Genomic DNA, 20,092 nt, shown 5'->3' with positions numbered 1-20,092 from the left:
AATATATAGCGTATGGAAGCACTGTTTATTTATCTCATCAAATCAAGTGGACTAATCGTCCTATTTTATTTAGCCTATTTTTTAATGCTGCGAAAAGAAACCTTTTTCAACAATAATCGTTGGTTTTTATTGGCTGGATTAATCACTTCAGTTCTTTTACCATTTGTTTTTATCACAAAAATAATCTGGGTAGAACCAACTGTAACTCCTATAAATTGGTCAAATGTCCGTATTACGAATTATACCGAGGAAAAAACATTCGAAGCTTATTTACCAATCCTTACGGCTCTTGCTTACGGAATTGGAGTACTACTTTTACTGGCCAAATTTGCCTTTGATTTTTATAGTTTAAATGCTGTACTAAAAGGAAAAATTATTCAACAACAAGCTGATTTTAAATTTATAGATATCAAAGAAAATGTAGCGCCATTTTCCTATTTCAATACGATCGTTTACAATTCAGCTTTATACTCCGCTTCCGAATTAGAAAACATTTTGGAGCATGAAAAAGTACACAGCGAACAAAACCATACCGTTGATGTACTAATTTCGAGATTGTTTTGTACTGTATTTTGGTTCAATCCATTCATTTGGCTATACCAAAAAGCAATTTTACAAAACCTTGAATTCATTGCAGATAACGAAGCTTCCAAAAGAATATCCGACAAAAAAGCCTATCAAATCACACTTTTAAAAATAACAACACAGGAAAATTGTGTTGCCATTACCAATCATTTTTATCAATCATTAATCAAAAAACGAATCGTTATGTTAAACAAAAATCAATCAAACAAAAGGAATTCTTGGAAGTATGCTTTAGTGCTTCCTGTATTAGTCGCGTTTGTATTCTTATTCCAAATTAAAACTATTGCGCAGGAAAAAACGAATCAGAATGTTTCAAAAAGTGTACTGGATGTCGTTACAACGATTAACAAGAATTTTTCAGATGAAGAATTAAAAAAGAAAACTGAATTTTTCAAAAAAGAATTTAATTGCGATTTAATATTCTCTGAAATAGAACGCAATTCAAGTAATGAAATCAAAGGAATAACAATCAATTACAATGGAAATTTATATGGTAATGGAACATATAAACAACATGGCACCAGCGCAATTAAAGATATTTATATCAAGCATGAAAGTGGCAAAATTAATATCAGTGATGCCAAAATCGATGCCAAAATTAAAAATGAAAAAATAACGGCATCATCCGATAAAACACTTTCTATTGACAAAGAAATTTTCATTAATGGAGAACAAGTAACTCAAAATGATATGGATAAATTAGATCCTGATGAAATTGAACGCATGGATGTAAATAAAAAAAATGATCAACAAGAAATCAGAATAGTAACAAAAAAATTCCATAAAACACTCACTGAAAATGACATTTATATCAATGGCCAAAAAGTAGATAAAAATGAATTATTACAATTAGACCAAAATACAATTGACAAAATGGATGTCAATAAAAAAGAAAAAACAATTAGAATCATTACCAAAACTAATACTCAAACTTTCAATGATAAAGATATTCCAACTCCTCCTACTCCTCCAAAATTTCCAGACGGACCAATGCCGGTAGCTCCGGCGCCTGATCTGTCACAAATACCTGCGCCACCTACTCATCCATCGAACTTAGATGATAAAAAAGCAATGGCTAAATTTGAGAAAAAGATAAAAGAATACGAAAAAAAGATGGAATTTTTCGAACCGGACATGACTGCTTATGAAAAAAAAGTGGAAGAAGTAATGGCTAAACGCAAAAAAATATTTGAAAAAGAAATGGCTAAATACGAAGAAGCCATGAAAAAGTAAAGAGAAGCTATGGAAAAGCGTAATAATTAATTTCATCTCTCTAAAAATCATTGAGAAAAACGTTTTTTATCAAGATCGTCTTTTTTTATATCTTTGAAAAAACTTACCTATGTTTAAAATCTTAGCTCAAATCAACAAAGTCATTCTTCCAAGTTTCACCAAACAGCGATTGGATTTGGCGAAAGCAAAAAAATGGCAAATGGCAATTATTGGTTATCGCTATTATGTAACCTCAAGAGCACTTGATTAAAAAAATTTTGATTGTTTCGACTCTTTACCTTTTAATATTTCAAGGCATTTATTCCTTGCTTGGGGTGAATTTGTACGGAAATAATGTATTCAAACAAAATCCCTTCTTTTGGAAAATATTGAATATCAAGTATGTAATTCTTTATTGGCAAATTTTTTTATTTTTTTATCAATTTTGACTTGCAATTCACACAATTAACCCTATATTTGCACCCGCAATAAGGCCTTGTGGCGCAACTGAATAGCGCACTTGATTACGGCTCAAGAGGTTACTGGTTTGAATCCAGTCAAGGTCACTCTAAAAATCCTTAAACACACTGTTAATCAGTAGTTTAAGGATTTTTTATTTATGTATTTGTACGATTTTCGTACGGTGGTTTAAAAATTTCTTAAAAAGTAAACTTCTTCAAGAAAAAAAAATGTTTTGTTTTAGCTTCACGTTTTGCACTTTATGACTACATCACTAATATAATTTCAAGAGTATCATTTGGATACCTTTCTGAAATAATAATTTTAATCATGATTCTTTTGTAGCGTTTTGTTTCTTTACCCTTGTAGTGACTTTTAAAATATACTGTAAAGTTCATCATAAACCTCATCTTTTAAAACTGCCCTATCAAAAATTGAATACATAGCACGTGATGTTTTAGAAATTATTTGATTAGCATACATTAAACCTCCTGAAGCTTCCCGATGCAAAAAGTAGCTATTATTTAAATATAAATTTTTGCAATGTTTTCCAGTTCTAGGACAAACAAAATATAAAACCTCTCCTTTGCCTATGTTGGTCGGCTTGCTGATTATATTAACTTTGTAATTTATCGGCTCTCCATTGCACTTATAATCTAAAATCACAAAAGAACTGTATTATGTATTTTTTACTTTAATATCAATTTTAGAATGAACCTCACCGTTTCTGCTCCAGCTAATAGTTCCGTTTTTAGTACCTAAAGAAAGATAATTTCATTCTTTTAGTTTTGTGATTGATATTTTCAAACAGTCTTCAACGGTAGTAGGGTAATTGGCGTATCGTGGCATAATTCACAAGATTTAAACCTAAATTATTAAGGAATAATGAACCTAAAATATAACGAATTCAAAGCAATAAACCTATGTTTTTAAGGCTTTTCGCTTGACTGTGGTTGACTATTTGAACAAAAAAAAGCAACTATAACAATTGCTCTTTCTTTTTATTTCGGATTCCTCATTCATTTTTTATTCAAATTTTAAACCCTCAGTATTAAATTCTAATATTTGATTGCCATTCTGATATAAAGGTATTTGAATTAATACTTTTTTTGATGTTCTTAACTTTTTTAAAAATTTACTTCTATTCTCTACAAAAATTGATTCACTTGAATTATCTGAAGGACTTAAATATGAAAAAGTTATTTGTTTTTCATCATCAAAACGAGCTTTAAAATAATCATTTTCATACCCCCCAGAGATTTGGCCTTTCATTATTGATATTATTATATCCATTTCGCCATTCATTCTGCGTACGGTCAAACTACCATAATTAACACCGTCATAAGGTGCGTTGAGGTTCAAACTTTCATTACTCTGTACCCTACAAAATTTATCTTTGACACTTGTCATTTTGTTTATTACCGTTTCATACTTCCATCCGTCAATACTATCTTTATAAACTTTATTTTCTACTTCTTTTAAAATTGATGTTTTAATATTATCAATTTGTTGTTGCTCTTGAGATGTATATTTTTTTTCCGCTTGCTTACAGTTAAACAATAAAACGGCCAGTATCAATAATAATATAATTTTTCTCATTTTAAATATTTTTAAATTAATATTATTCAAACGTAACCTATAAAAAATCATTTACTTTGAGGTTTCCCGTAAATGAGTAAATATTTTTTACAAATTCAAACAATAGTCTGCTCAATCAAAACCGTTTTCAAGATTTATTTTACAAACAACTCACTAAAAGATAATTACCTAAATTTAAAGTTATCAAACATATTTAAATATAGGCTCGCTTTCTTAAATTTTGTATTTATGTTATCTTAAATATATCTTAAATAAGCTTCTTTAAATAGATATATCGAGAAAAGTCGATATATTTGCATCATGGATAATATAGAACTATTTAAAGCATTATCAAACAAGTCCAGATTACAAATGCTGGAATGGCTAAAAGAACCTGAAATAAATTTCCCTGAACAATTAGCTACAGGTTTTGACCATGGTGTTTGCGTAGGACAAATTCAGGCAAAAGCAGGACTGACACAATCAACTGTTTCCGAATATTTATCAATACTGCAACGGGCAGGATTCATCGAATCTACTCGTGTTGGGCAATGGACCTATTACAAGCGCAACGAAAAAGCATTTACAGCACTTAGTAAAATAATCGAATCTAATCTATAAACAATTTATGAATACAAACAGTTTATTTACGCCTTTCACCTTGAAGACGCTAAATCTTAAAAATAGAATTGTAATGGCGCCTATGACGCGCTCTTTCTCTCCAAATGGAGTACCTACTGATGAAGTAGCTACATATTATCAAAAAAGAGCTGAAGGTGAAGTAGGTCTGATATTATCTGAAGGAACTGTTATTAACAGACCTTCCTCATCAAATGATGCCAATGTACCGCATTTTCATGGCGATAAATCCTTGGCAGGATGGAAACAAGTAATTGATAGTGTGCATTTAGCAGGTGGACAGATGGGACCGCAAATATGGCATATGGGAATCATGGACAACCATCATTCCGGTTGGGTTCCTCCAGTTCCTTTTGAAGGCCCATCTGGATTAAACAGACCCGGGTTTAGCAATGGTACTACAATGACAACAAATGATATCGAAAATACCATTTTAGCTTTTGGAAAAGCTGCTGCTGATGCCAAGAGATTAGGTTTTGACTGTATAGAAATACATGGTGCTCATGATTATCTAATCGATCAGTTTTTCTGGGATGCAACAAATCAGCGTACCGATAACTACGGTGGTAAAACCTTAGCAGAACGTAGTCGTTTTGCCGTAGAAGTGATTAAAGAAATTAGAAAACAAGTAGGCGAAGATTTTGCAGTGATTATGAGACTTTCTCAGTTCAAACCATCGGATTATACTTTTAAACTGGCAAAAACACCTCAAGAAATGGAAGCTTGGCTTAGTCCGTTGGTTGATGCCGGTGTCGATATTCTACATTGCTCACAACGTCGTTTTTGGGAACCTGAATTTGAAGACAATGATCTTAACTTTGCAGGTTGGGCTAAAAAACTGACTGGTAAACCAACTATTACAGTAGGTTCTGTTGGACTTTCTGGAGATTTCTTTGGCGCTTTTGCGGGTGAAAGTTCACAACCTACCTCTTTGGATGAATTAACAAGACGTATGGATAGAGGCGATTTTGACCTTGTAGCTGTCGGAAGACCACTTTTATCCGATCCAAATTGGGTCGCCAAAATAAAAGCAGGAAAAAACGATCAGCTTAAAGGTTTTAGCAAAGAAGCTTTGAGTGCATTAGTATTAGAATAAATGTAAAGACCAACGATTTTCAAAACAAACATCCAATAATTATCGTTAGCATCAATAAAAAAGAGCCAGTCAAAAATTGACTGGCTCTTTAGTTTTACATATTATTTTATTTCCAACCGCCACCTAAATCCTTGTAAATATGAACTGCAGCATTAAGTTGTTCTTTTTTGGTATCTATTAATTCCAGTTTAGATTCTAGCGCATCCCGTTGCGTCATTAGAACTTCGAAATAATCGACTCTCGCTGACTTGAACAAATCATTTGAAACAGTAATCGACCTGTTTAGAGCGGCCACTTGTTGCGATTTCAGATCATAGCTTTTTTCTAGATTACTGATTTTAGAAAGCTGGCTAGAAACTTCCAGAAATGCATTTAAAATAGAACGCTCGTAGTTATACAAAGCTTGAATTTGTCGTGCATTGGCAGAACTATACTCTGCTTTTATCGCGTTTCTGTTAATCAAAGGTGCAGCAATATCTCCGGCTAAAGAATATAGCAACGACTCAGGTAACGTAAACAAATACGATGGTTTAAACGCATTGAATCCTACAGCGGCTGAAATATCTAATGCAGGATAAAATTCTGCACGGGCCATTTTTACATCCAGCTTTGCAGCTTGCAGTTCAAGTTCGGCCTGTTTAATATCCGGACGATTGGCCAACAATTGCGAAGGAATTCCCGAATTGATTATCGATGGCATCAAATTTATAAAATTGCTTTTGTCTCTCTTTATTTCCTGTGGATACTGCCCTAGCAAAAAGTTGATTTTATTCTCCGTTTCTTTTATGTTTTGAAGAATATCAAACTCCATACTTTTGGAAGCCATTACTTCAGCCTGAAATTTTTGAACAGCTAATTCGGTTGTTCTTGCGGCTTCTTTCTGAATTTTCACAACGCCCAAGGCGCTCGTTTGCAATTCTATATTCTTTCTTACAATCTCCAACTGGCTGTCTAGAGCTAATAACTCGTAATAAGAACTAGCAACTTCAGCGATAAGGTTCGTAATCACGAAGTTTTTACCTTCGACAGTTGATAAATATCGGCTCACTGCAGCTTTCTTAGAATTGCGCAGTTTTTTCCAAATATCTACTTCCCAATTCGCATAAGCAGCGAGTTTGAAATCGCTCAGCGGATCTGGCATTTCTTTGCCGGACATTATTTCGGTAGAAGCATCGCCTGCTCCCTGACTGGTATAGCGTCCCACTTTTTCAACTCCAGAGCCTGCTCTTACACCAACCTTTGGCAACAGAGCACCCTTCCTGATTCGGATATCATTCTTTGCAATCTCAATTTCCTGCAAAGTAATCATCAACTCCTGATTATTTTTCAAGGCTGTATCGATCAAATTTACTAAATTCTGATCCTTAAAATAGGTACGCCAAGGAGTTGCTGAAATGTTGTTCGTATCGATACTCTTATCGAAAGAGTCAGGAACCGGTTTGCTTGCAGTTAACGGTGCAATAGCCGGAGTACAACTTACCACCGCCAAGCAAATGCTTAACGGGATACTATATTTATGTAGCTTGATTTTATACATGGTTATTATCAATTTCTTCAGTTAATGGATTTTCTGTTTCTTTTTTTACTAGCTTATATTTTTCTGCGATTCTAGCAAAAACGTAGTACAATCCTGGTATAATAAATACACCGCAAATAGTTCCTATAAGCATACCACCAGCTGCGGCAGTACCAATAGTTCTGTTACCAATTTTACCCGGCCCAGAGGCAAACACCAAAGGAATTAAACCTGCAATAAAGGCAAACGAAGTCATCAAAATAGGACGAAACCTAGCTTTAGACCCTTCCATTGCTGCTTCTAGAACTGATTTCCCTGCTGCATGCCTTTGAATAGCAAATTCGACAATCAAAACGGCATTTTTACCCAATAAACCAATAAGCATTACCATGGCAACCTGAGCATAGATATTATTTTCTAAGCCTGTTAACTTCAATAAAAGAAAAGCTCCAAAAATACCTGCTGGCAAAGAAAGAATTACCGACAATGGCAAAATAAAACTTTCGTATTGTGCTGCTAAAACTAAGTACACAAAACCTAAACAAATAAGGAAGATCCAAATGGCTTGATTCCCTTGTGCTACTTCATCGGCAGAAATACCAGCCCAGTCAATACCAAAACCTCTAGGCAGTTTTTTCTCTGCCACTTCCTGAATCGCTTTAATGGCTTCACCACTACTGTATCCTTCGGCTGCGGCTCCACTAATTTCAGCAGAATTATACATATTGTGTCGTGTAATTTCCGACAGTCCATATACTTTTTCTAGCTTCATGAAAGCGGAAAAAGGGACCATTTCGTCACGGTTATTTTTTACATATAATTTTAAAATATCTTCCGGTAAAGCTCTATATTCAGGAGCTGCCTGCACGATTACTTTATAATTAAATCCGTACTTAATAAAGCTAATTTCATAATTACTACCCACCAGTGTAGATAGCGTATTCATAGCGTTCTCAATGGACACTCCCTTTTGTTGTGCTAAATCATTATCAACTTTCATCATAAACTGCGGGAAACTAGCACTGTAAAAACTAAATACAGAAGATAGTTCCGGACGTTTATTCAATTCTTTTACGAATTCAGCATTAACCGTTTCCATTTTTTTATAATCGCCTGAACCCGCTTTATCAAGCAAACGAAGTTCAAACCCTCCTGCGGCTCCATATCCTGGCACAGCAGGCGGCTGAAAGAATTCAATATTAGCCCCTGGAATGTCTTTCGTTTTTTCTTCTAATTCTGCCATAACCTGTTGCACAGAATGTTTTCTATCGTTCCAATCTTTAAGGTTTATCAAACAAGTTCCCGCGTTAGAACCCGTACCTTCTGTAAGAATTTCATAACCCGCCAACGCCGAAACCGATTGAACACCTTCGACAGTTTCTGCGATTTTTTGAAGTTTTTCTGCAACACTATTGGTTCTCTCTAATGAGGAGCCGGGTGGAGTCTGAATAATAGCATAAAACATCCCTTGATCTTCATTTGGGATAAATCCAGAAGGCACGTTGCTGCTTATTATCCATGTTCCTACACAGAAACCTATAAGCGTGATAAAAGTAATTGTTCTTCTATTTATAATATACCTCAGAGCATTTTGATACTTCCCAGCCGTACTATTAAACTTATTATTAAAACCATCTATAAATCGGTTTACTGGAGTTCTCTTTTTAGGTTTACCATGATTGTTTTTCAACATTATTGCACAAAGTGCAGGGGTAAGAGTTAACGCTACAATACCAGAGAGAATAATTGCAGTGGCCATAGTGATAGAGAACTGACGGTAGAATATCCCCACAGGACCTGACATAAACGCAACTGGAATGAATACCGCAGCCATCAAAAAGGTAATTGCAATAATAGCTCCCGCAATTTCATGCATCGCTTTTTTGGTAGCTTTTATAGGGGATAGATGCTCTTCTTCCATTTTAGCATGCACGGCTTCGATCACAACAATAGCATCATCGACCACGACACCAATCGCTAATACCAATGCAAATAAGGTAATCAGGTTTAACGTAATTCCGAAGAATTGCATGAAAACAAACGTTCCGATAAGTGAAACAGGTACTGCAATTGCCGGAATAATAGTGGATCTCCAATCTCCTAAAAAAAGAAATACTACTAATCCCACCAGAATAAAAGCTTCAATCAAAGTGTGAATTACTTTTTCGATAGAGGCATCCAAAAATTTAGAAACGTCATAGCTGATTTCGTAATCCATTCCTTTCGGAAAAGAATTTTTCTTAATTTCAGCTAATTTTGCCTTTACATCTTTAATCACCTGACTTGCATTACTACCGTATGATTGCTTCAATACAATGGCGGCGGAAGGCTTACCGTTTAGGTTCGAATAAATATCATACATTGAGCTTCCAAACTCAACATTGGCAACGTCTTTTAATCGTAAAATTTCACCGTCGGCGCTAGCTCTTAAAACTACATTTCCATACTGCTCTTTTGTTGTAAATCGTCCCGAATATTTCAACACATATTCAAAAGCCTGAGATCGTTTCCCAGAGCTTTCCCCCGTTTTGCCCGGAGATGCTTCCAAACTCTGATTTGCCAATGCTTCCATCACCTCATCGGTCGAAATTTTATAAGCTAACATTCTGTCGGGTTTCAACCAAATTCTCATGGCGTACTCACGGGTACCCAAAACATCTGCAAAACCTACTCCATTTACCCTTTTTAATTCGGAAAGGATATTAATCTCGGCAAAGTTGAAAAGAAATTTTTGGTCTGTATTTTTATCATTACTATAAAGATTCACATACATCAGCATGCTCGATTCTTCCCGAGTAATCTTCACCCCTTCTCTAACCACTAATGGCGGTAATTTATTAACTACAGAAGCAACACGATTTTGAACATTTATTGCAGCCTGATTTGGGTCTGTACCTAAATTAAATACTACTTGAATACTCGCTTCCCCATCATTACCAGCATCCGAAGTCATGTATTTCATTCCGGGAACACCATTTAGCGCCTTTTCTAAAGGAATGATTACAGATTTGATCATAAGCTCTCCATTCGATCCAGGGTAATCAGCTGTAACATTTACTTTTGGTGGGGAAATAGAAGGAAATTGTGTCACTGGCAAATTAGTTACGGCCAAGACTCCCAAAAAGACTATTATAAGCGATATTACTATCGAAAGAACAGGTCTTTGAATAAATTTATTAAACATTTATTTTATTTTTTAATGATTAAACCAAATTGGAATTTGTTGTTGTCAGCTTAATATTTTTTTTAGTTTCAGCAAATAAATCACCACTTAATACTGAAAACTGACCCCTTGAATTTATTCCGCTTTTAATCGCAAATGATTGATAACCTTTTGAGGCGCTATGTATTCGAATTTGATTTTCTCATCATCTTTTACTTTTTGAACACCTTCTAATATAATTTTGTCATTCTCAGTAATACCACTGGCTACCACATATAAATCAGGTATTTCACCAGTAATAGTAATTTCTTTTGAATTCACCACATTATTTTTGTTCACTACAAAAACATACTTTTTGTCTTGAATTTCATAAGTCGCTTTTTGAGGAATAACTAAGGCATTCTTAACTGGCACAGTCATTAACACCTTTCCTGTTTCGCCATTTTTCAATAGTTTATCCAAGTTTGGAAAACTGGCTCTAAAGGCAATATTACCCGTTTCACTATCAAATTCACTTTCTATAACTTCAACTTTACCTTTGTATTTCAATGGTTGATTGTTCGCTAAAAGTAAACGTACCGTACTGTTTCCTCTTCCCTTCACATTATTTTGATAGTCAAGATATTCAGGTTCCGAAACATTAAAATAAGCAAACATTTTACTATTATCAGAAAGACTGGTTAATAGTTCTCCTTCCTCAATAAGACTTCCTAATTTCTTTGGAATTCTATCGATAGTTCCAGCAAATGGCGCTCTGATTTCAGTAAATGATAAATGAAGTTTTGCTAATGCTACTTCGGCTTTTGCTTGTTCTAACTTTGCTTGAGCGATAAACTGTTCACTTCTGGAAACTATATTTTTATCGGCTAGCGTTTTTGCATTTTGTAGTTCTATTTCGGCAGCTTTCGCTTCAGCTTTTGCTTTTAGCAATTCTGCTTCATACATTTTTGGCATAATTCTGAATAGCAACTGACCGGCAGTTACAAATTGCCCCTCATCAACATAAATGTTTTGTAAAAATCCTTTCTCTTGAGCTCGAATCTCGATATTTCTCACAGAACGTATCTGTGAAACATATTCCTTGGTAAACGAAGTGTCAATACTTACAGCATTGGTAACGGTAAACTTACCGGCTTCTTCTTTTTCTTCTTTTTTTGTTGTACAGCTTATTAGACACAACAGGGCAATAAAGCCTGTGAAAACGGCATTTTTGTTCATGGTATAAATAAAATTGGTGCGATTTAACGCAGTGAATTCAAAAAATATTGGATGGAAAAAGGCATAGATTGTCAGGGCGAGACCTAAACTGTCAAGCAGGAGGGGATAAGGTTACTGTACATCCACATCAGGTATTTAGAAACACACCTTTGGTAACCAATGGATATATATCAAATTCTTAAAACTCTGTTTGTTATATAAATAGCAGATGAATTGCCGCAAAAGGGCATGAAAATTTTAAAACACTTGTAGTAATAATTTGAAATGAAGCATTGAGAAACTGGCAAATACCAGCTATCAAGTAAACTGTCTTTTCCTGGAAAAAATTTATTTGCAACTCCGTTTTTAATAGCGCCACCCTTGGAGTATTCCTCATCTAAATCTAAGTCGATATACTCAATTAAGATGCTACCTTGATTTTCATTTTGAAGTTTTACTTGCTGGTTTTTTTCAAGATTTGGAGTTGAAGAGTAGCCTATGTGGCTATGATTTGTATCTGCATGAAGATAACTCCCTCCGCCTAGCAGATGGATACACATATATACAAAAAATACAATTACTCTCATTTGGGAGCCAAAAGTAATAAAAGAATTGAAAGAAAAGGAAGAAATTGTGCTGGATTTAACAAGTAAAAATAACGAAAACGTTTTCATTAATTAATCTGAAATTTAAAATATTTTATAAATTGTCAAACCAAAAAGGAGAGAAATTCCTGCAATTCTCTCCTTTTTTTATAAAATTACTTTATTCTTCAATCTATCGATTAATTCTCTGCGATACGTAATTCCAATCGGTAGTTTTTCTTTTTTGATAATGACAAAATCTTTTTCCGCCGCATCAATTTTGTCCAAAGCAATGATATAGGATTTATGAATGCGTATGAAGTTTTTTTCTGGAAGGCATTTCTCAAATTCACTAGTGGTAATTGAAGCCAAGTAGGTTCTTTTAATAGTATGCAATTTTACATAATTACCAAAACTTTGTGCAAACAAAAGCTGGTCTAATTCGATTTCAATAAAATAACCATCCACTTTTACGCTTACCGAATTGATTGTAAATTCTTTCTCATTGATTGTATTTTCAGTTGAAAAAAACCGCTCAATGGATTTTAAAAAACGAGGAAAATAAATGGGTTTTAGTAAATAATCAATTACGCCAAAATCATAACTTTCGAGAGCAAATTCAGAATAAGCTGTTGTTAAAATAGTTTTAGGATGTATTGGAATAATTTTAAGTAATTCTAGTCCTGTAATTTCTGGCATATTGATATCCAAAAACATCAAATCTACTTTATTTTCTCGAAGATAATCCATCGCTTCAATGCCATTATACCCCTGAAAAACCAATTCTAGCTGTGGATTTTGTTTAATATAATTCACCAAAACATAGTGTGCAGCAGGCTCATCATCAATAATAATACATTTTTTTGGTTCTTTCATTATACAAACTTTTTAAGTTGCAATTTCAAATCTATAATATACGTATTTTTATCGTCTTGAATGTCTAATTTATAGTCGTCTCCGTAGATTAGTTTCAAACGTTCAATGGTGTTTTTTAAACCAATTTTAGTCGAGACAACATCTGTTTTTTTCTTTGGAATTGAATTGACAACATGCAAATGCAACAACCCGTTTTCGACAGTAATAATGATCCTGACAAAACATTTTTCAATAGCACAAGTTCCGTGTTTGAAAGCATTTTCGATAAAAGCAATCAACAACATCGGAGATACTTTATAAGCATTTTCGTTATCAATTTTACTATCGTAGGTAATGTCACAACGATAGGAAACCCGCTCTTTTTCAAGTTGCACATAACTGTTTATAAATTCTAGTTCTTCTTCTAGAGAGACGCATTGTTTGCTATTACTCTCCAGTTGATACCGCATCAATTGCGAAACTTTCATAATCAAATCGGATGTTCTTTCAGGAAATTCTAAGCTAATTCCGTAAAGTGTATTGAAGGTATTGAATAAAAAATGAGGATTCAATTGCCCTTTAAGCGCATTTAATTGCATTTGGTTGAACAATAAAGTTTCATCGGTTTGTTTTTTATGAATACGGTAAAATTTAAAAACTATTATCGGGCTCAAAATACACACCAATGTACCCAAAACACTTGCTAATTGGTATACATAACTTCTTTGATGCGAGTTTTGATACAAATGGCATTTACTAAACATTTCGAAAGTCGTTATTTCATACAAAACTACCGAAAATACTAGTACTACTAATAGCGTCAGAAATAGATAAGTTAATGGTCTTTGTCTCTTAAATAGTATTGGCAACAAAAAAAACCGATTGAATTGAGCGTGCATGTACAAAATGAAATAGAGGAAAACACCCATCAAAATGGAAGCTAAAGAACTAAATAACATCCAATCGTTTTTTAAGGTAAAAAGCGTAAATGAAAAGGCAACAACGGCAATTTCTTGCCACCATTTGTTATCCATTATGTTGTCAAATTTTTTATTCATTTCTAATACTTAAATAATATGCAAATTAACTACAATTATTTAATCTTTATTTCCAATAAATGACAAATTCAATTGGTCATTTATAATAGCATTACATCATTTAAGAAGCCTTATATCGGTTAAAGTGAAATAATTTTGGCGATACTATTTCACAACCAATTTTATGTATTTCAAAAAAATTACTTTATTATTTTTCTTGATTTTTGCCGCAACTGGTTTTTCACAAACCTTGTCTTTAAAAGAAGCTATAAAAATAGGTTTAGAAAACTATGGTTCTATAAAAGCAAAAAGCAATTACAGCAAGGCTTCCCGTGAAACGCTTAAACAAGCTCGCCGCGATTATTTACCTAATCTTAATTTGTCTGCACAGCAAGATTATGGAACTGTCAACGGACAAAATGGACCCCTTTACGGTTTTGGAGGACTAGGAGTTGCTTCTTCCGGACTTCCGCTTCCAGACCAAAACTGGAATTCTGCTTTTGGCGCCTTGTATTTAGTCAACATGAACTGGGACTTTTTTACTTTTGGTAAAACTCAGGAAAAAATCAATTTGGCCAAAATCGATGTTCAAAGCCGTGAAAATGATTTGCAACAGGAAAAATTCCAACAGGAAATAAAAATCGCAGCTGCTTACCTTAATTTATTAGCTAGTCAACGATTATTGATTTCTCAGCGAAAGAATTTAGATCGTGCAAACGTTTTCAAAAGAACTGCTGCAGCTCGTGTTAAAAGCGGGCTACTTGCCGGAGTGGATTCTACATTAGCCACTGCCGAAGTTTCGAAAGCCAAAATGGCGCTAAATCTGGCTAAAAATTTCGTCAAAGAGCAAAACAATAAATTGATTGATTTAATGGGCATTGCGCCACAAGATTTTCTAACCGATACGATTTTTGTAAATCAAATTCCTAAAGCAATTTTAGTAGCTGATAAAGCTTCTGACAGTTTACACCCTTTACTTCAATTTTACAAAACGAAGATTGATTACAGCAATCAACAAGTTAAATTATACAAACGTTTTTATTATCCAACGATGAGTGCTTTTGGCGTTTTGCAAACACGAGCTTCCGGATTTGATTCGTCGTATGCTACTGACCAAACCGCTTTCAATAGAAATTATTGGGATGGTGTAAATCCAGATCGCAGCAATTATTTAGTTGGAGTTGGAATTACTTGGAATTTAACTACTCCGTTTCGAATGAGTAAACAAGTGAGTGCTAAAAAATTTGTTTCACAAGCTTTGCAAGAAGAGTACAAACAGGCTGACAGAGAATTGAAATCGCAATTGAATTTTGCCGATGATAAAATCAAAATCACATTAGAGAATTATGCCGAAGCGCCGATTCAGGTAAATGCGGCAGCTCAAGCCTATTTACAAAAATGGACTTTATACAAAAACGGACTGACTACTTTAACCGATTTGACACAAACCTTGTTTATTTTAAATCGTGCCGAAATTGATCGTGATATTGTCAACAATAATGTATGGCAATCGTTTTTGTTAAAAGTAGCGGCAACAGGTAATTTTGACTTATTTATAAATGAATTTTAATTAAACCCATATGAATTTAATACGTTTTGCACTCCGCAAACCCATCTCCATATTGGTACTGGTTGCTGGTTTATTTTTCTTCGGAATTAGTGCCATAAGAGATATTAAAATAGATATTCTCCCTAAAATGAATTTGCCTGTAATTTACATTGCACATCCTTTTGGGGGATACACTCCTGACCAAATGGAGGCATATTTTGCCAAAAACTATGTCAATATTCTTCCTTTTGCCAATGGCGTAAAATCAGTGGAAACCAAGAATATCCAAGGATTGATGATTATGAAATTGACCTATTATGAAAACACCAATATGGCGCAAGCAGCTGCCGAATTGAGTGCGCTTTCCAATAGGATTCAAGCGGTATTCCCTCCAGGTACACAACCGCCATTTATCATTCGTTTTGATGCTTCGTCATTACCAATTGGGCAATTGGTTTTGAGTAGTAAAATTAGGTCTAACAACGAATTACAAGATTTGGCAAACGTCTATGTTCGGGCTTCTTTTACTTCCATTCCAGGTTTATTATCGCCAGCGCCCTTTGGCGGAAGCCCAAGAACCATTGAGGTTAACGTAGATCCTGATTTATTGCGCTCCCATAACATGACACCCGACCAAATTGTGGAAGCGATACGCCTCAACAATCAAACGGCTCCTTCCGGAAACGTGAGAATTGGGGATAAAAACTACATTACACAAACCAATAATACGATTAAAGAAGTTAAAGATTTTGAGAAAATTCCGTTGTTTAAAGGAAGTGTTCAAAACTTGACCCTTGGTGATGTCGCCACTGTAAAAGATGGTGCCGATATTACCGCTGGTTATGCTTTGGTAAACGGAAAACGCTCCGTTTATATTAGTATTGCCAAAGCGGGAGATGCTTCGACTTGGGATGTGGTTCAGAAATTAAAGTCGGAATTGCCAAAAATTCAAAGTACTCTTCCTGAAGATGTAAAATTATCTTACGAATTTGACCAATCGGTTTATGTAATCAATTCCGTTAAAAGTTTGGTTACGGAAGGAATTATCGGAGCGGTGTTAACGGGATTAATGGTTTTATTATTCCTTGGAGACAGACGTGCGGCTTTAATCGTAATCTTGACCATTCCGATTTCGATTATTTCTGGAGTTTTATTTTTGAAATTATTCGGGCAAACCATCAACTTAATGTCATTGAGTGGATTGGCATTGGCAATCGGAATTTTAGTGGATGAAAGTACCGTAACCATAGAAAATATCCACCAACATCTAGACATGGGAAAACCCAAGGCATTGGCTATTTGGGACGCATGTCAAGAAATTGCTTTGCCAAAATTATTGATCCTACTTTGCATCCTTGCCGTTTTTGCACCCGCTTTTACAATGGTTGGAATTCCTGGAGCCTTGTTTTTACCTTTAGCATTAGCAATTGGATTTTCGATGGTGATTTCGTTTTTATTGTCACAAACTTTTGTGCCCGTTATGGCAAATTGGTTGATGAAAGAACATCCAAAAGCGGAACATGAACCAACAATTACAGATGATGAAGCCGAGTTTAATGCTTGCGGATTAACTCCTGAATCTGAAAAAGATTTGATCAGTCAGAAGAAAGTAATGATTGAAAAAAATGATTTTAATGGGGATGGAAAAATAAGTGCTTTTGAAAGATTCAGAACCCGATTTATGAAAACCTTAGACCGTCTTTTTCCCTATAAAAAAGCCGCTACTTTTGGGTATCTTATCGGAATTACACTGCTTGCACTGGTGTTTATTACTTTTATTGGAAAAGATGTTTTCCCAAAAGTAAATTCGAGTCAGTTTCAGCTTAGAATGCGTGCTCCCGATGGAACACGCTTAGAACGTACTGAAGAAAAAGCGATTTTAGTACTGAAAGAATTAAATAAAATGGTAGGTAAAGAGCATATCGGAATTTCATCGGTATATGTGGGACAACACCCTTCTTTATTCTCCATTAATCCAATCTATTTATTCATGGCGGGTTCGCATGAAGCGGTTTTCCAAGTGAGTTTGAAAGATTATGAAACCGATATGGATGATTTTAAAGAGGATCTTAGAGCTCGAATTAAAAAAAATCTTCCTGATGTAAAAGTCACTTTTGAACCTATTGAACTTACGGATAAAGTCTTGAGTCAAGGATCGCCAACGCCTATTGAAATCCGAATTGCTGGAAAAGATAAAAAACGAAATGAAATTTACGCCAATCAAATTGTCGAGAAACTTCAGAAAATATCTTATTTCAGAGATGTACAAATTGGGCAACCAATACATTATCCTGCGATGAATATCGATATTGACCGAACTCGAGCTGCCGAATTGGGTGTGGATATGAATGATATTTCGCGCTCGTTAATTGCTTCCACTTCTTCTTCCAGATATACGGAGAAAAACACTTGGATCGATGAAAAAACAGGTTTATCGGTTGCCGTACAGGTGCAAGTTCCTTTGAATAAAATGAAAAGTAGAACCGATATGGGTGAAATTCCTGTATTGAAAAATTCATTGCGTCCTGTTTTAAGCGATGTCGCTAAAATTACACCTGGCTTTGTAAGCGGTGAAAATGACAATTTAGGAGCTATGCCATACATTACAGTTACCGCTAACATCCACCAAACCGATTTAGGTACGGCTACAACAGATGTGGCTAAAACGATACATTCATTGGGCGAACTGCCACGTGGTTTATTTATCGAACCTATTGGTTTGAGCAAAGTATTGAGCGAAACATTAAGCAGTTTACAAGTCGGATTGTTAGTTGCCATCTTTGTAATCTTCTTAATGTTGGCTGCTAATTTTCAATCGTTCAAAGTTTCTTTAGTAATTTTAACCACAGTTCCCGCAGTAGTTTTAGGGTCGTTATTAATGCTAACCATCACGGGTTCTACCTTAAACTTACAATCGTATATGGGAATCATCATGTCTGTTGGCGTTTCGATAGCCAATGCTGTTTTATTGGTTACCAATGCCGAGCAATTGCGAAAAATAAATGGGAATGCATTAGAATCGGCAAGAGAAGCCGCAGCGTTACGTCTTCGTCCCATTATTATGACCAGTGTGGCTATGATTGCGGGAATGTTACCTATGGCGATTGGTCATGGCGAAGGAGGCGACCAAGTTTCTCCATTAGGAAGAGCGGTTATTGGCGGATTATTATTTTCGACGTTTGCCGTATTGCTAATATTGCCTTTAATTTTTGCTTGGGCACAAGAAAAAGCAGGTACACAATCTATTTCTTTAGACCCTGAAGACGAAGAAAGCATCCATTATATCTCAACATTAAAATCACAAAATGAAAATTAAAATACTACAATCGACCGCGCTTTTTTTTGCAGCACTATTTTTTCTAAGCAGTTGTAATTCCAATAAAAAAGTAGAGCCTGTTGCTGAAATAGAACCTAAAATGGAAACTTTTTCTTTGGCAAAAGCAAAACTGACCACCGACTTGCGTTTACCAGCCGAATTATCCGGTTTTAGTCAAGTGGATTTATTTGCTAAAGTGACTAGTTATGTAAAAAACCTTAAAGTAGATATTGGTTCTGATGTAAAACAAGGACAACTCCTTATTGAGCTGGAGGCACCAGAGATCAGTTCGCAATTAGCTGCAGCGGAGTCGCGCCTGCATTCACAAGAAGCCATTTATACTGCCAGCAACAGCACGTATCAACGATTGCTTGAAACGAGTAAAGTAGAGGGAACGATTTCTAAAAATGATTTAGAATTGGCGCTATCCAAAAAAAAATCAGACTATGCACAATTAGCTGCGGCTCGTGCTGGACAAAGGGAAATTAAGATCATGCAAAATTATTTACAAATAAGAGCTCCATTTAATGGTAAAGTAACAGCACGTAACGTCAATACTGGCGCATATGTAGGACAAGGAGCTCAAGTTCCGCTACTGACGATACAAGACCAAAAGAAACTTCGTTTATCAGTATCTGTACCTGAAGCGTTTACAGGTTATCTCAAAGTAGGGGAAGTAATTACCTTTAATGTAGTATCTTTGCGAGGAGAAACATTTCAGGCTAAAATCAGCAGAATGTCCGGAGCGCTAGACCTCAAACTCCGTTCTGAACGTGTCGAATTGGATGTGATAAATTCCGACGGAAAATTACTCCCTGGAATGGTAGCTGAAGTACTCCTACCACTTAATAGCAAAAAAGAAACTTTTGTAGTCCCTAAATCGGCAGTTGTAAACAGTGCTGAAGGTATCTTTTTGATAAAAGTGGTCAACAATAAAGCGCAACATATCAAAATAAGTCTTGGACTTGAAGTTGATGACCAAATCGAAGTTTTCAGTGATTTATTGCAGCAAAATGATATTTTGCTTAGCAAAGCAAATGAGGAGATTAAGGAAGGTGCCACTATCAATTAGGTCATATTTTGTCAACAAAAAAGGGCTCATTCTGTAATTCACAAATATTTATCATCCTGTAACATGGCTTTTAAATTTAAATACCTACAAGGTCAAAAAAAGACCTTGCCGAAAAATCAGTCAACCGAAAATATATAATAATCAATAATAGAGCTTCAATTTATAGCTTTTATTCCTGTAAATTATAGAGATCGTTTTCTGTTTTGCGTGAGTGATGGAAGTGGAGCTCTTTTT

At 34.9% G+C, this 20,092-nt stretch carries 14 protein-coding genes and 1 tRNA gene; 8 read left to right on the top strand and 7 right to left on the bottom strand.

Features of this window, described 5'->3' with window-relative positions; translation table 11 throughout:
• Nucleotides 1-12: 12 nt before the first annotated feature.
• The 3 genes from ACM55G_RS07605 (at nucleotide 13) to ACM55G_RS07595 (ending at nucleotide 2,363) form a co-directional block, all read left to right on the top strand.
• Nucleotides 13-1,818: a M56 family metallopeptidase gene (locus ACM55G_RS07605; RefSeq protein WP_416843299.1), complete on the top strand. Its 1,806-nt coding sequence runs from the start codon at nucleotides 13-15 to the stop codon at nucleotides 1,816-1,818.
• Between the two features lie 109 nt (nucleotides 1,819-1,927).
• On the top strand, nucleotides 1,928-2,068 hold the full coding sequence (locus ACM55G_RS07600) for an SsrA-binding protein (RefSeq protein ID WP_416843298.1): 141 nt from the start codon (nucleotides 1,928-1,930) through the stop codon (nucleotides 2,066-2,068).
• Nucleotides 2,069-2,289: 221 nt separating this feature from the next.
• Nucleotides 2,290-2,363, top strand: a tRNA-Arg gene (locus ACM55G_RS07595).
• A 919-nt stretch (nucleotides 2,364-3,282) separates the two neighbouring features.
• On the opposite strand, the gene ACM55G_RS07590 is transcribed toward ACM55G_RS07595, so the two are convergent.
• Nucleotides 3,283-3,855, bottom strand: coding sequence for a hypothetical protein (locus tag ACM55G_RS07590; protein WP_416843297.1), 573 nt, complete (start codon nucleotides 3,853-3,855; stop codon nucleotides 3,283-3,285).
• Nucleotides 3,856-4,155: 300 nt separating this feature from the next.
• Between ACM55G_RS07590 and ACM55G_RS07585 the strand changes: the two genes are divergently transcribed.
• Together ACM55G_RS07585 and ACM55G_RS07580 are read left to right on the top strand one after the other, a co-directional pair.
• Nucleotides 4,156-4,455: an ArsR/SmtB family transcription factor gene (locus ACM55G_RS07585; protein WP_416843296.1), complete on the top strand. Its 300-nt coding sequence runs from the start codon at nucleotides 4,156-4,158 to the stop codon at nucleotides 4,453-4,455.
• A 7-nt stretch (nucleotides 4,456-4,462) separates the two neighbouring features.
• Complete coding sequence (locus ACM55G_RS07580; RefSeq protein ID WP_416843295.1) at nucleotides 4,463-5,569, top strand: NADH:flavin oxidoreductase; 1,107 nt, start codon at nucleotides 4,463-4,465, stop codon at nucleotides 5,567-5,569.
• 106 nt (nucleotides 5,570-5,675) lie between these two features.
• Here the strand turns inward: ACM55G_RS07580 and ACM55G_RS07575 are convergent, their stop codons facing one another.
• The 6 genes from ACM55G_RS07575 to ACM55G_RS07550 form a co-directional block, all read right to left on the bottom strand.
• Nucleotides 5,676-7,106 carry a TolC family protein gene (locus ACM55G_RS07575; RefSeq protein ID WP_416843294.1) on the bottom strand — a complete coding sequence of 477 codons (1,431 nt, stop codon included), beginning with the start codon at nucleotides 7,104-7,106 and terminating at the stop codon, nucleotides 5,676-5,678.
• On the bottom strand, nucleotides 7,099-10,269 hold the full coding sequence (locus ACM55G_RS07570; RefSeq protein ID WP_416843293.1) for an efflux RND transporter permease subunit: 3,171 nt from the start codon (nucleotides 10,267-10,269) through the stop codon (nucleotides 7,099-7,101). Before ACM55G_RS07570 ends, ACM55G_RS07575 begins: the two co-directional genes overlap by 8 nt.
• Before the next feature lie 114 nt (nucleotides 10,270-10,383).
• Nucleotides 10,384-11,466 carry an efflux RND transporter periplasmic adaptor subunit gene (locus tag ACM55G_RS07565; RefSeq protein ID WP_416843292.1) on the bottom strand — a complete coding sequence of 361 codons (1,083 nt, stop codon included), beginning with the start codon at nucleotides 11,464-11,466 and terminating at the stop codon, nucleotides 10,384-10,386.
• Nucleotides 11,467-11,636: 170 nt separating this feature from the next.
• Nucleotides 11,637-12,032 carry a hypothetical protein gene (locus tag ACM55G_RS07560; RefSeq protein WP_416843291.1) on the bottom strand — a complete coding sequence of 132 codons (396 nt, stop codon included), beginning with the start codon at nucleotides 12,030-12,032 and terminating at the stop codon, nucleotides 11,637-11,639.
• Nucleotides 12,033-12,197: 165 nt separating this feature from the next.
• Nucleotides 12,198-12,905: a LytR/AlgR family response regulator transcription factor gene (locus ACM55G_RS07555; RefSeq protein WP_416843290.1), complete on the bottom strand. Its 708-nt coding sequence runs from the start codon at nucleotides 12,903-12,905 to the stop codon at nucleotides 12,198-12,200.
• On the bottom strand, nucleotides 12,905-13,942 hold the full coding sequence (locus ACM55G_RS07550) for a sensor histidine kinase (RefSeq protein ID WP_416843289.1): 1,038 nt from the start codon (nucleotides 13,940-13,942) through the stop codon (nucleotides 12,905-12,907). Before ACM55G_RS07550 ends, ACM55G_RS07555 begins: the two co-directional genes overlap by 1 nt.
• Before the next feature lie 163 nt (nucleotides 13,943-14,105).
• Here ACM55G_RS07550 and ACM55G_RS07545 point away from each other — a divergent pair, with 163 nt between their 5' ends.
• From ACM55G_RS07545 to ACM55G_RS07535, 3 genes are read left to right on the top strand one after another with little or no spacing between them, the layout of a single operon-like run.
• Nucleotides 14,106-15,491: a TolC family protein gene (locus tag ACM55G_RS07545; RefSeq protein WP_416843288.1), complete on the top strand. Its 1,386-nt coding sequence runs from the start codon at nucleotides 14,106-14,108 to the stop codon at nucleotides 15,489-15,491.
• Between the two features lie 10 nt (nucleotides 15,492-15,501).
• The gene (locus ACM55G_RS07540; RefSeq protein ID WP_416843287.1) at nucleotides 15,502-18,786 is read left to right on the top strand and encodes an efflux RND transporter permease subunit; all 3,285 of its coding nucleotides are present in this window, start codon (nucleotides 15,502-15,504) and stop codon (nucleotides 18,784-18,786) included.
• On the top strand, nucleotides 18,776-19,858 hold the full coding sequence (locus ACM55G_RS07535; RefSeq protein WP_416843286.1) for an efflux RND transporter periplasmic adaptor subunit: 1,083 nt from the start codon (nucleotides 18,776-18,778) through the stop codon (nucleotides 19,856-19,858). Before ACM55G_RS07540 ends, ACM55G_RS07535 begins: the two co-directional genes overlap by 11 nt.
• Nucleotides 19,859-20,092 lie beyond the last annotated feature (234 nt).

This window comes from Flavobacterium algoriphilum (assembly GCF_048158655.1).
Classification (GTDB): Bacteria; Bacteroidota; Bacteroidia; order Flavobacteriales; family Flavobacteriaceae; genus Flavobacterium; species Flavobacterium algoriphilum.
Note: the sequence above shows the minus strand (reverse complement) of the source record. Positions and strands in the feature narration are given on the sequence as shown.